The organism is Geodermatophilus chilensis (assembly GCF_002802985.1).
Classification (GTDB): domain Bacteria; phylum Actinomycetota; class Actinomycetes; order Mycobacteriales; family Geodermatophilaceae; genus Geodermatophilus; species Geodermatophilus chilensis.
This window is the reverse complement of sequence record NZ_NVPT01000030.1, coordinates 1-11,985: the sequence shown is the minus strand read 5'-3', so window position 1 is coordinate 11,985 and position 11,985 is coordinate 1. Positions and strand designations below refer to the sequence as shown.

Below are 11,985 nucleotides of genomic sequence, written 5' to 3'. Positions count from 1 at the left end.
TGCCATCATCGCGACCGCCGTCGCCGGGCTTCCCGCGCGACGCCCCGGGGTACACAGGAGTGCTCGCGCGGGCGGGCCGTCCGGTCCGCGTCCCCGACGAGGAGAGAGGAGGAGCCGGTGGTCGCCCTCAGCGTCATCCTGTTCCCGCCGCTGGTCATCGCCTTCCTGCTGGTGATGGAACGCGTCGAGGAACCGCTGCGTCGGCCGGCCGGTCCCCGTGAGGTGGCCGAGTTCCTCTCCACCGCGAGCGCCGGCGAGGTCGACACGCTGGCCAACTCCGGCATCCGCCGCGCCATGGCCCGCTGGCGGCGTCGTCGGGCGTCCCGCGTGCGCCGCGGGGCCGAGCCGCCCGTCGTGTGAAAGAGGACCACCCTTCCCCCCACGCCTCGCAAGCTCGGCGCGGGACCCTGAAGGGCGGCCGTTCCAGTACGTCACCAGGCTCGCGGCGGGACCCTGCAGGGGGGCCGGCCTCACCCCCCGGGGTGGCGGCACGTCGCACCGATCGGGTGACGACCCGCACAGCCCCCTAGACTCCACTCCGGACGGCGCCGCGAGGACGTGGCGCTCGACAGGGCCCGGCCGCGCGCCGGCCCTCCCAGGTGTGTGTGCGAGAGGACGCGTAGTGGACGAGGTGCTGGCCCAGTCGGGGCTCTTCCAGAGGCTGCCGGAGGAGGCGGTGGACCCGGTCGCGAGCCGCCTGGAGACCGTGGCGCTCCCCCGCGGCCGCGTGGTCTTCAACGAGGGCGAGCCGGGCGACAGCCTCTACATCGTCATCTCGGGCAAGATCAAGCTCTCCCGCCGGTCGCCGGACGGCCGCGAGAACGTGCTGGCCGTGATGGGTCCCTCCGACCAGTTCGGTGAGCTGTCGGTCTTCGACCCCGGCCCCCGCACCGCGACCGCCACCGCGGTCACCGACGTCAAGCTGGCCCGCATGCCGCAGTCGGTGCTGCGCCCGTGGATCGAGGCGCACCCCGAGGTCGGCGAGCGGCTGCTGCACGTGCTGGCCCGCCGACTGCGCCGCACCAACGACTCGGTGGCGGACCTGATCTTCACCGACGTCCCCGGCCGGGTCGCCAAGGCGCTGCTGCAGATGGCCGACCGGTTCGGCAGCCGCGAGGGCGAGGGCCTGCGCGTCAAGCACGACCTGACCCAGGAGGAGCTGGCCCAGCTGGTCGGCGCCTCCCGCGAGACCGTGAACAAGGCGCTGGCCGACTTCGTGCACCGCGGCTGGATCCAGCTGCAGGGCAAGTCGGTCGTCGTCCTCGACGAGGAGCGTCTGCGCCGCCGCGCGCGATGACACTGCACTGAACGTCAGGGGCCCAGAACCGCTCAGGTTCTGGGCCCCTGACGTTCGATGACACCGTCGGCCTACCGGCCGACACCGCGCCCAGGAGCCGTACCCCTGTCGCATCGAGCCGCTGCATCGTTCCGGCGCGGACCCCTCCCGGGCCCACTCCGAACGATCAGGACGGGAGGGGCACCACGAGCCTGATGCGGGTGCCGTCGGGGAGCACGGCCCAGCGACCGTCGGGCTCGTCGTCGAACTGCGGGCAGATGGGGTGCAGCGGCTCCGGCGGCGACCCGGCGAGCGCCGCGGCCACGTCGGCGAAGGGCTCGAGCTGCCCGAGCGTGTGGATCGTCGGCGGCAGCATGGGCCGCGCGCCGGCGGACATCTCGGCCAGCGCCGCCGACGGCGTCAGCCAGGTGACCTCGTCGGCCTCACCGGTGACGTGCCGGGCCTCCTGGCCGACCGGCAGCGCCGCGGCGAAGAACTTCGTGTCGTAGCGCCGCGGCTCGACCGGCGGGGTGATCCAGTGCGCGAAGGGCCGCAGCAGATCCGAGCGCAGCGCCAGCCCGCGGTCGGCGAGCAGCTCGGCCAGCGACAGCTCCCGGGCCAGCAGGGCCTGGCGCTGGGCCTCCCAGTCCTCCCCCGACACGTCCGGCACCACGTCGCCGCCGTCGGCGCCCGCGAGCAGGACGCCGGCCTCCTCGAACGTCTCGCGGACCGCCGCGCAGACCAGCTCGCGCGCGGTCCGCTCGTCGCAGCCGAAGGCGTGCGCCCACTCGGCGGGCGGCGGCCCGGCCCACGCGGTCTCCACGTCGCCGTCCCGCGGGTCGACGCCGCCACCCGGGTAGGCGGTCATCCCGCCGGCGAAGGGCATGCCGCGGGTGCGCCGGAGCAGGTAGACCTCCAGACCGGGGGTGCCGTCGCGCAGCAGCAGCACCGTCGCCGCCTGCTTGGGGGTGGCGCTCACCTCAGCTCGACGGTGAGCTCGACCTCGACGGGGGCGCCCAGCGGGAGCTCGGCCACGCCGATGGCGCTGCGCGCGTGCCGGCCGGCCTCGCCGAAGACCCGGCCGAGCAGCTCGCTGGCGCCGTTGACCACCCGCGGCTGGCCGGTGAAACCCTCCGCGCTGGCCACGTAGCCGACCACCCGGACGACGCGGGACACCTCGTCCAGCCCCACGAGCTCGTCGATGGCGGCCAAGGCGTTGAGGGCGCACAGCTTGGCGTCGTGCGCGGCGTCCTCGGGGTCGACCGAGCCGCCGACCTTGCCGGTGCGGCGCAGCCCGCCGTCGACGAAGGGCAGCTGACCGGAGGTGAAGACCAGCTGGCCGCTGCGCACCGCCGGGACGTAGGCGGCGACCGGTGCGGCGACCGCGGGCAACCGGATGCCGAGCTCGGCCAGCCGGGCGTGCCAGCTGTGGGTCTGCGGGCTGGTCATGGCCGGGTCAGCCGACGGGGCGCTTGAGGTAGGCCACGGGCTGGTCGGCCCCGCCGGGGCCGGGCAGCACGGTGACCAGCTCCCACCCGTCGACGCCCCAGGAGTCGAGGATCGCCTTGGTGTTGTGGATCAGCAGCGGGATGGTGGCGTACTCCCACTTCACGCGGGCCGGTTCGCTCATGGGCGCGACGCTAGCGCAGCCCCTCGGCCTCGTCCCGGGCGCCGCCGGCCCCCTGCAGGGTCCCGCCGCGAGCCTGCGAGCGGCGGGGGGCAGGGGGTCCTTCTAGGCTCGTGTCCGTGAGTCCGGTCCCCTCGTCCGTGCGCTGCCACGTCGTCACCGGGAAGGGCGGGACCGGGAAGACCACGGTCGCCGCGGCCCTCGCGCTGGCCCTGGCCGCCGACGGCCGCCAGGTGCTGCTCGTCGAGACCGAGGGCCGCCAGGGCATCGCCCAGCTGTTCGACACCCCGCCGCTGCCCTACGAGGAGCGGCGGGTCGCCCTCGCCCGCGGCGGCGGCGAGGTCAGGGCGCTGGCGATCGACGTCGAGGAGGCCCTCCTCGAGTACCTCGAGATGTTCTACAACCTGCGCCGCGCGGGCCGGGCGCTGCGCCGGGTCGGCGCCGTCGACTTCGCCACGACGATCGCCCCGGGCCTGCGCGACGTGCTGCTCACCGGCAAGGTCAAGGAGGCGGTGACCCGCCGCCACGACGGCCGCCCGGTCTACGACGCCGTCGTGGTCGACGCCCCGCCGACCGGCCGGATCACCCGCTTCCTCAACGTCACCGGCGAGATGGCCGGCCTGACCCGCTCCGGGCCGATCAAGACCCAGAGCGACGGCGTGATGGCCGTGCTGAAGTCGCCGCAGACGGCGGTGCACCTGGTGACGCTGCTCGAGGACATGCCGGTGCAGGAGACCGCGGACGCCATCGCCGAGCTCAGCGCGGTCGGGCTGCCCGTCGGCTCGGTCGTGGTCAACATGGCCGCCGAGCCAGCGCTGCCCGAGCCGGCGCTCGCCCGCGCCTCCGAGGCCGGGCTCATCGGCGCCGACCTGGCGCCGGCGCTGACCGCGGCGGGGCTGCAGGACGTCCCGGGGCTGGCCGACGCGCTCGCCGCCGAGGCGACCGAGCACGCCCGGCGCTGGGCCGCCCAGGACGAGCTGCGCGACGAGGTCGAGGCGCTCGGCCGCCCGACCGTCGAGCTGCCGCTGCTGCCCGGCCCCATCGACCTCGGTGCGCTGTTCCAGCTCGCCGGCCGGCTGGAGGAGCACCTGCGGACCGAGGTGGCGGCATGACGCAGACGACTCAGCGCACCCGCCGGCACCCGCGCCCGCCGGCACCGCCCACGCCGGAGGCCCTGCCGCTCGAGTTCGCCGAGCTGGTCACCGACCCCGACACCCGGATCGTGGTGTGCTGCGGCGCCGGCGGTGTGGGCAAGACGACGACGTCGGCGGCGCTGGGACTGGCCGCGGCGCAGGCCGGCCGCACCGTCGTCGTCCTCACCATCGACCCGGCGCGCCGGCTGGCCCAGTCGCTGGGTCTGATGGAGCTGGACAACGAACCGCGGCGGGTCGACGTCCCGGGGGCCCCGGGCGAGCTGCACGCGATGATGCTGGACATGAAGCGCACGTTCGACGACATCGTCGTGGCGCACTCCACCCCCGAGCGGGCGCAGCAGATCTTCGAGAACCCCTTCTACCAGGCGCTGTCCTCGTCCTTCGCCGGGACACAGGAGTACATGGCGATGGAGAAGCTGGGCCAGCTGCGCGCCGGCGACCACTGGGACCTCATCATCGTCGACACCCCGCCGTCGCGGTCGGCGCTGGACTTCCTCGACGCCCCCAACCGGATGAGCCGCTTCCTCGACGGCACGATGATCCGGCTGCTCACCGCCCCCAGCCGCACCGGCTTCAAGATCGCCAGCGCCAGCTTCATGTTCTTCAGCCGGATCATCTCCAAGATCCTCGGCGGGCAGCTGCTGCGCGACATCTCCTCCTTCGTCGCCGCGCTGGACACCATGTTCGGCGGCTTCCGCGAGCGGGCGACGGCCACCTACGAGCTGTTGCGCCGGCCGGGCACCTGGTTCCTCGTCGTCGCGACGCCCGAGCCCGACGCGCTGCGCGAGGCGTCCTACTTCGTCGACCGGCTGTCGGCCGAGCAGATGCCGCTGGCCGGGCTGGTGCTCAACCGCACCCACCCGCCCACGACGACGGCGCTGTCGGCCACGCGCGCCGAGGGGGCCGCCGAGGAGGTCCTCGAGGCCGGCGGCGAGGACGCCGAGCTCGCCGCCGGGGCGCTGCGGGTGCACGCCGAGCGGATGACGCAGGCGGCCCGCGAGCAGCACCTGGCCGACCGGTTCACCAGCGCCCACCCCGAGGTCGCCGTCCGCACCGTGCCGGCCGCCGCCGGCGACGTGCACGACCTCGACGGGCTGCGCGACATGGCCGACGCACTGACCGGCCCGGACGGCGACACGCCGACGGGCGTGCCGCGGCGACGGATCCTGCCCGCGCGCCGTCGCTGAGCGAGGGCGTCCGGCAGCCCGTCGCCACGTACATTGGCGCCCGATGTCTGCCGACGCCCCCGATCGCACCCGGGTCCTGGCCAAGCTCGCTGCGACGATCGTCCTCGCCGGCGCCCTGGTCGCCGGCATGCTGCTGCCGTTCGTCGGCGGCACCGGCCTCGCCGCGCGCAACTCCGCCTCGCTGCTCGGCGCCCTGCCGGTCGAGCTGACCGACGAGGCGCCGGCGGGCAACACCCGCGTGCTGGCGGCCGACGGGTCGCTGATCACGATGTTCTACCGGAACAACCGACTGCCGGTGGCCTCCGACCGGATCGCCCCGGTCATGAAGCAGGCGCTGGTCGCGATCGAGGACTCCCGCTTCGAGGAGCACAACGGCCTCGACGTGCAGGGCACGCTGCGCGCCCTGGCGACCAACGTGGCGGCCGGCTCGGTGCAGGAGGGCGGCTCGACGCTGACCCAGCAGCTGGTCAAGCAGACCCTCGCGCAGACCGCCGACACCCCCGAGGAGCGGCAGGCGGCCACCGAGGAGAGCCTGGGCCGCAAGCTGCGGGAGGCGCGGCTGGCCCTCGCCCTGGAGGAGGAGTACTCCAAGGACGAGATCCTCACCCGCTACCTCAACCTCGTGTACTTCGGGCAGGGCGCCTACGGCGTGCAGGCCGCCGCGCAGCGCTACTTCAGCGTCGACGCCGCCGACCTGACCCTGCCGCAGGCGGCCATGCTGGCCGGCCTGGTGCAGAGCCCCTCGAACGACGACCCGGTCACCAACCCGGAGAATGCGTTCAACCGCCGCAACCAGGTGCTGCAGCGGATGCTGGACCTCGGGATGATCGACCAGGCCCAGTTCGCCGAGGTCTCCGCGCAGCCGGTGCAGGTCGCGCCGGGCGCCACCCCGCCCAACGGCTGCATCGACGCCACCATCGGCGGCTTCTTCTGCGCCTACGTGGCCGACTACCTCCGGGGCACGCTCGGCCTGAGCCAGGAGTTCATCGACAACGGCGGCCTGACGATCCAGACGACGCTGCGGCCGGACCTGCAGCGCTCCGGCGACCAGGCGGTCCTGGACTCGCTCGCGATGGGCGACTCGCTGGCGGGCACGTTCACCGCCGTCGAGCCGGGCACCGGGCACGTGCTGGCCATGAGCGCCAACCGCCGCTTCGGGTGCGACGGCCCCGAGTGCGAGTCGGTCAACCTCAACGTCGTCCCCGGGCAGGGCGCCGGCTCCACCTACAAGGTCTTCACCGCGGCCGCCGCGCTCGAGGAGGGCTTCCCGATCTCGCACGTCATCACCGCGAGCGAGCCCTACGTCTCGCGCGTCTTCCGGGACGGCGCCGGGCGCTACGACGTCGAGAACGTCGGCAACAACTACCCGCGGACGCTGTCGATGTCCGAGGCCCTGGTGCGCTCGTCCAACACGTACTTCCTGGCGCTGGAGGACCAACTGGGCAGTGTGGAGGGCCCGGTGCGCATGGCCGAGCGGATGGGCCTGTTCCAGTTCAACGACCCCGGCCTGCCGCAGCAGATCATCGACGAGAACCGGGGGTCGTTCACCTTCGGTCCCGAGTCGACCAGCCCCCTGGCCCTGGCCAGCGCCTACTCCACGCTGGCGGCCAACGGCACACGGTGCGCCCCGACGCCGGTGACCGCCGTGCTCGACCGCAACGGCGAGCCGGTCACCGGCGAGGACGGCCGGCCGGTCGTCGCGGGCGACGCGTGCACGCCCGGCGCGGTCCCGACCGAGATCGCGACGACCCTCAACCGGGTGCTCGTCGGGGACACCGAGTCGCCGTTCGGCACCGGCCGCAACGCCGCCGTCCCCGGGCACCGGGTCGCCGGCAAGACGGGGACCAGCCAGGACAACCTCTCGGTGGCGTTCGTCGGCTACACCCCGCAGTACACGGCGAGCGTGATGGTCTACAACCCCAAGGAGCGCGAGCAGGTCCGGGGCTTCGGGGGCGGCACGCCGGCGACGATCTGGCGCAACGCGATGGCGCCGATCCTGGCCGGGCAGCCGGCGGTGCCGTTCACCGCACCGGAGCCGGCTCCTGCCTCCGCGGCGCCGGCCGCGGCCTCCCAGCCGGCGCCGGACGCCGCGGCGACGCCGTCCGCCACGCCCGCCGAGCCGGCCGACCCGACTGCACAGCCCTCCGTGGCTCCGGTGGACCCGACGGCCCCGCCGGCCGCCGCGCCCGCCGGCTGAGAGAGGACCACCCTTCCCCCCAGGCCTCGCAGGCTCGGCGCGGGACCCTGGAGGGTGCCGCCGTCCTGCCCACCCCTCGCGGGCTCGCGGCGGTGCCCTGGAGGGGGCCGGATCAGGCCAGCTGGCGGCGGACCTCGGCGGCCACCCGGCCGCCCTCGGCCCGGCCGGCGACCTCCTTCTGCACCGTGCCCATGACCCGGCCCATGTCCTTCATGCCGCTGGCGCCGGTGCGGGTGACGACGTCGGCGACCAGTGCGGCGAGGTCGGCGTCCTCCAGCTGCGCGGGAAGGTAGGCGGCGACCACGTCGCCCTCGGCCCGCTCCCGGTCGGCCTGCTGGGTGCGGCCGGCCGAGGCGAAGGCGTCGGCGGCCTCGCGGCGCTTCTTGGCCTCGCGGCGCAGCACCGCCTGGACCTCGTCGTCGCTGAGCTCGCGGGCCTCCTTGCCGGCCACCTCCTCCGCGCTGACCGCGGCGAGCACCATCCGCAGCGTGGCGGTGCGCAGCTCGTCACGGGACTTCATCGCGGTGGTCAGGTCGGCACGCAGCTGTTCCTTCAGGTCGGACACGACAAGATCCTCCTCGCTGCGCTCGTCGGTGTCGTGCCGACAACGCTGTGTCCCTGGTGGCCTCGCAGTCCCTGGTGACCTCGCAAGCTCGGTCACGTCTCCAGCCTCGCACGGCGCTTCCCGGCGGCGCGCCCGTAGTCTGGGCTGCTGTGCGCGCGACCACAGCCCTCCCGGCCGCCGTCCTCGGGTCGGCGACCGCGGGGATCGCCTACGCCTCCCTCTACGAGCGCACCCGCTGGACGCTGCGCCGCTTCGACGTCCCGGTGCTGGCGCCCGGTTCGGCGCCGCTGCGGGTGCTGCAGCTGTCCGACCTGCACATGACCGCCGGCCAGCGGTCCAAGCAGGAGTGGGTGGCCGCGCTGGCGGAGCTGCAGCCGGACCTGGTGGTCGACACCGGGGACAACCTGGCCGGCCACGACGCGGTGCCCGGGACGCTGCGCGCGCTCGAGCCGCTGCTGGCCCTGCCCGGCGCGTTCGTGATGGCCAGCAACGACTACTACGCGCCCCGGCCGAAGAACCCGCTCAAGTACTTCAAGCGCGACCACGAGCGGGTGCACGGCGACGAGCTGCCCTGGCGGGACCTGCGGGACGCGCTCGCCGCCCGGGGCTGGATCGACCTCACCAACGCCCCCGGCGAGCTCACGGTCGGCGGACGGCGGATCGCCTTCGCCGGCGTGGACGACTCGCATCTCCGGCTCGACCGCTACGACCTCGTCGCCGGCCCCGCCGACCCGACCGCGGACCTGCGCATCGGGCTGGCCCACTCCCCCGAGCCACGGGTGCTCGACCGCTTCGCCGCCGACGGGTACGACCTGCTGCTGTGCGGCCACACCCACGGCGGGCAGCTGCGGGTGCCCTTCTACGGCGCGCTGGTGACCAACTGCGGCATCGACCGCGCCCGGGTCCGCTGGCTGCACCGCTGGGCGGAGCCGTCGGCGGCCCACCCGCACGGCACCTGGCTGCACGTCTCCGCGGGGCTGGGCACCAGCCCCTATGCGCCGTACCGATTCGCCTGCCCGCCGGAGGCGACGCTGCTCACCCTCACCGCCCGCCCGGGCTGACCGGCGGCGGTCGGCCGCGACCGCCCGTCAGGGCTGATCCGGGCGTCGGCTAGACTTCCCGACGTACCTCGGGGTGTGGCGCAGCTTGGTAGCGCGCGTCGTTCGGGACGACGAGGTCGCAGGTTCAAATCCTGTCACCCCGACACTGCTCAGGGCCGCCGCGAGGCGACCCTGAGTCGTTCCGGGGTTGGCGCGGCTCCCATCCGGGCACCGTGCCCCCGATGACCGAGTGGTTGCTCCTCCTCGCCGCCGTGCTGCTCACGGCACTGACCGGTTTTTTCGTGGCCGCCGAGTTCTCCCTCACCACGGTCGACCGCGGACGGGCCGAGCAGGCCGCGGCGGCCGGGGACCGCGGGGCCCGCGGCGTCGTCGCGGCCCTGCGCACCCTGTCCACCCAGCTCTCCGCCGCCCAGCTGGGCATCACGATCACCACCCTGGTCGTCGGCTACCTCGCCGAGCCCGCGCTGGGCCAGCTGCTGCACGGCCCGCTGGAGGCGGCCGGCCTGCCCTCCGGCTGGGTCACCGGCGTCTCCTACGGCCTGGCGCTGGCCCTGGCCACCACGCTGCAGATGCTGCTCGGCGAGCTCGGCCCGAAGAACCTGGCCATCGCCCGCCCGTTGCCCGTCGCCGCCGCGGTGGCCCCCGGGATGCGCGCCTTCACCCGGGTCACCGGCGTGGTCGTGCACGCCCTGCAGGCCCTGGCCAACGCGATCGTCCGGCGGCTGGGCTTCGAGCCCCGGGAGGAGCTGGAGTCCGCGCGCGGTGCCGACGAGCTGGCCGCGGTGGCCCGCCGGTCGGCCGAGGAGGGCGACCTCTCGCCGCGGGCGGCCCGGCTGCTGGAGCGCTCCCTGGCGCTGCGCGACAAGGTCGCCGCCGACGTGATGACCCCGCGCACCCAGATGTGGGCGCTGCGCTCCGACGCCACCGCCGCCGACGTCCTCGCCACGGCCGTCGCCTCGGGGTCGTCCCGCTTCCCGCTCTACGGCGCCGGCCTCGACGAGGTCACCGGGCTCGTGCACGTCAAGCACGCCGTCGCCGTCCCCGAGGACCGGCGGAACGTCGTCCCGGCCGAGGAACTGGCCGTGCCGATCCTCACCGTCCCCTCGCTGCTGCAGGTCGAGCGGCTGCTGGACCTGCTGCGCGAGGAGGGCCTGCAGATGGCCCTGGTGGTCGACGAGTGGGGCGCCACGCACGGCGTCGTGACGCTGGAGGACATCGTGGAGGAGGTCGTCGGCGAGATCGCCGACGAGACCGACCGCCCGTTGCGGCTGCTGCGCCGCGTCGACGACCAGACCTGGCTGGTGTCGGGCCTGCTGCGCCCCGACGAGGTCCGGGAGCGCACCGGCGTCCCGGTGCCGGAGGGCCGCTACGAGACGCTGGGCGGCTACCTCGCCGAGCAGCTGCAGCGGCTGCCCGAGGTCGGGGACTCGGTGCCCGTCGAGGGCGGGGAGCTGACCGTGGAGACCGTGGAGGGACGCCGGGTGGCCCGCGTGCGGGCGCGGATGCGCGAGGGCTACGCGTCGGGGGCGACCGCCGTCCGGCTCGTCGAGGCGGAGACGGAGGCCGTGGCGTGAGCGAGCTCGCGAGCTCACCCAGGGGCACAGCAGCGCCGCGAACGCGGCCGACGAGCGCCAGCGAGGAGGCCTCGTGAGCGACGTCCTCAGCCTGCTCCTGCTGGTGGCGTTGCTGGTGGGCAACGCCTTCTTCGTGGCCGCGGAGTTCGCGCTGGTCACCGCGCGGCCCGACCAGCTGGAGCCGCGGGCGGCCGCCGGCTCGACGCGGGCCCGGAAGACCATCCGGGCGATGCGCGACGTGTCGTCGATGATGGCCGGCGCCCAGCTGGGCATCACGCTGTGCTCGCTGGGCCTGGGCGCGGTCGGCGAACCCGCGGTGGCGCACCTGATCGAGGTGCCGATGGCCGCGCTCGGCGTCCCCGAGGGGCTGCTGCACCCGATCGCGCTGGTCATCGCGCTGTCGCTGGTGACGGTGCTGCACATGGTGCTCGGCGAGATGGTGCCCAAGAACATCACCATCGCCGGGCCCGACCGCGCCGCGCTGCTGCTCGGCCCGCCGCTGGCGGCGTTCGTCCGGCTGCTCGGGCCGGTGATCCGGCTGTTCAACGCCGCGGCCAACGGGCTGGTCCGGCTGGTCGGTGTGCAGCCCACCGACGAGGTGGCGGCCAGCTTCGACGAGGCCGAGATCCGCTCGATGATCAGCCAGTCGCGGCGGGAGGGACGGCTGGGCAGCGAGGTCGGCGAGCTGGCCGCCGGGGCGCTCACCTTCGACCAGGACGAGCTCGACTCGGTGCTCCTCCCCCTCGACCGGCTGGTCACCGTGCCGCGCTCGACGACGCCCCGGCAGCTGGAGGCGGTCGTCGCCGAGCACGGGTTCAGCCGCTACCCGGTCCGGGACGGCGACGGCGAACTGCTCGGCTACGTGCACGTCAAGGACGTGCTCGGGGTGGACCCGGCGACCCGCGACCTGCCGATCGCCGACGAGCGCGTCATCCCGTTCACCCCGCTGCAGCCGGGCGCGGCACTGCCGGACGTGCTGGCGGCGATGCGGGACGCCGGCGCGCACCTGGGGCGGGTGCTCGACGGTGAGCGCACGATCGGCCTGGTCGCGCTGGAGGACGTGCTGGAGCGGCTGATCGGCGACATCCGCGACGCCGCCGCGGAGACCTCCCGCCGGCTCGAGGACCCGGCCCGGGGCGGCGCCGGGGCGGGTCCTCGAGCCGGCGGGAGGTATCCGCATGTCTCTAATACACATCTGACGCTGCCGACGACCCCTTCCGTGTAGATACCTATTGTTGCGGTCAATTTATATATAAATAACAAAAATAAAATATGTATAGTAGTACACGACCTGTTAACACTCTATGAGTACCATGTACAATGTATATAGCGTTCCGATATTAA

Annotated in this window: 12 protein-coding genes and 1 tRNA gene; 9 read left to right on the top strand and 4 right to left on the bottom strand. The window is 74.2% G+C overall.

Translation table 11 applies throughout. The features are described from left to right. The first annotated feature begins 117 nt into the window (after positions 1 to 117). Both CNO22_RS07265 and CNO22_RS07260 read left to right on the top strand, forming a co-directional pair. The gene (locus CNO22_RS07265; protein WP_100498708.1) at positions 118 to 360 is read left to right on the top strand and encodes a hypothetical protein; all 243 of its coding nucleotides are present in this window, start codon (positions 118 to 120) and stop codon (positions 358 to 360) included. A gap of 262 nt (positions 361 to 622) precedes the next feature. Beyond that, complete coding sequence (locus CNO22_RS07260; protein ID WP_100498706.1) at positions 623 to 1,297, top strand: Crp/Fnr family transcriptional regulator; 675 nt, start codon at positions 623 to 625, stop codon at positions 1,295 to 1,297. Between the two features lie 166 nt (positions 1,298 to 1,463). Here CNO22_RS07260 and CNO22_RS07255 read toward each other — a convergent pair whose 3' ends face one another. The 3 genes from CNO22_RS07255 to CNO22_RS28180 are packed head-to-tail and all read right to left on the bottom strand — an operon-like array spanning position 1,464 to position 2,906. Continuing rightward, positions 1,464 to 2,255 carry an NUDIX hydrolase gene (locus tag CNO22_RS07255; protein WP_100498705.1) on the bottom strand — a complete coding sequence of 264 codons (792 nt, stop codon included), beginning with the start codon at positions 2,253 to 2,255 and terminating at the stop codon, positions 1,464 to 1,466. After that, the gene (locus CNO22_RS07250; protein WP_100498704.1) at positions 2,252 to 2,725 is read right to left on the bottom strand and encodes a RidA family protein; all 474 of its coding nucleotides are present in this window, start codon (positions 2,723 to 2,725) and stop codon (positions 2,252 to 2,254) included. Before CNO22_RS07250 ends, CNO22_RS07255 begins: the two co-directional genes overlap by 4 nt. Positions 2,726 to 2,732: 7 nt before the next feature. Next, complete coding sequence (locus CNO22_RS28180; protein WP_198588161.1) at positions 2,733 to 2,906, bottom strand: hypothetical protein; 174 nt, start codon at positions 2,904 to 2,906, stop codon at positions 2,733 to 2,735. A gap of 116 nt (positions 2,907 to 3,022) precedes the next feature. On the opposite strand from CNO22_RS28180, the gene CNO22_RS07245 reads away from it, so the two are divergent. Genes CNO22_RS07245 through CNO22_RS07235 form a run of 3 tightly spaced genes read left to right on the top strand, consistent with a single transcriptional unit; the run spans position 3,023 to position 7,441 of the window. Next, positions 3,023 to 4,015, top strand: a complete 993-nt coding sequence (locus CNO22_RS07245) for an ArsA-related P-loop ATPase (RefSeq protein ID WP_100498748.1) — start codon at positions 3,023 to 3,025, stop codon at positions 4,013 to 4,015. Then, complete coding sequence (locus CNO22_RS07240) at positions 4,012 to 5,244, top strand: ArsA family ATPase (RefSeq protein WP_232806861.1); 1,233 nt, start codon at positions 4,012 to 4,014, stop codon at positions 5,242 to 5,244. Before CNO22_RS07245 ends, CNO22_RS07240 begins: the two co-directional genes overlap by 4 nt. Positions 5,245 to 5,287: 43 nt before the next feature. Next, the gene (locus tag CNO22_RS07235; protein WP_100498702.1) at positions 5,288 to 7,441 is read left to right on the top strand and encodes a transglycosylase domain-containing protein; all 2,154 of its coding nucleotides are present in this window, start codon (positions 5,288 to 5,290) and stop codon (positions 7,439 to 7,441) included. A 112-nt stretch (positions 7,442 to 7,553) separates the two neighbouring features. Here the strand turns inward: CNO22_RS07235 and CNO22_RS07230 are convergent, their stop codons facing one another. Then, positions 7,554 to 8,006 carry a GatB/YqeY domain-containing protein gene (locus tag CNO22_RS07230; protein WP_100498701.1) on the bottom strand — a complete coding sequence of 151 codons (453 nt, stop codon included), beginning with the start codon at positions 8,004 to 8,006 and terminating at the stop codon, positions 7,554 to 7,556. Positions 8,007 to 8,155: 149 nt separating this feature from the next. Between CNO22_RS07230 and CNO22_RS07225 the strand changes: the two genes are divergently transcribed. From CNO22_RS07225 to CNO22_RS07210, 4 genes are all read left to right on the top strand, one after another. Then, entirely contained in the window at positions 8,156 to 9,067 is a 912-nt protein-coding gene (locus tag CNO22_RS07225; RefSeq protein WP_100498700.1) for a metallophosphoesterase, read from the top strand. A gap of 69 nt (positions 9,068 to 9,136) precedes the next feature. After that, positions 9,137 to 9,210 (top strand) — tRNA-Pro (locus tag CNO22_RS07220). A 78-nt stretch (positions 9,211 to 9,288) separates the two neighbouring features. Next, positions 9,289 to 10,641: a hemolysin family protein gene (locus tag CNO22_RS07215; protein WP_100498699.1), complete on the top strand. Its 1,353-nt coding sequence runs from the start codon at positions 9,289 to 9,291 to the stop codon at positions 10,639 to 10,641. Between the two features lie 73 nt (positions 10,642 to 10,714). Further along, positions 10,715 to 11,866, top strand: coding sequence for a hemolysin family protein (locus CNO22_RS07210; RefSeq protein ID WP_100498698.1), 1,152 nt, complete (start codon positions 10,715 to 10,717; stop codon positions 11,864 to 11,866). Positions 11,867 to 11,985: the final 119 nt, after the last annotated feature.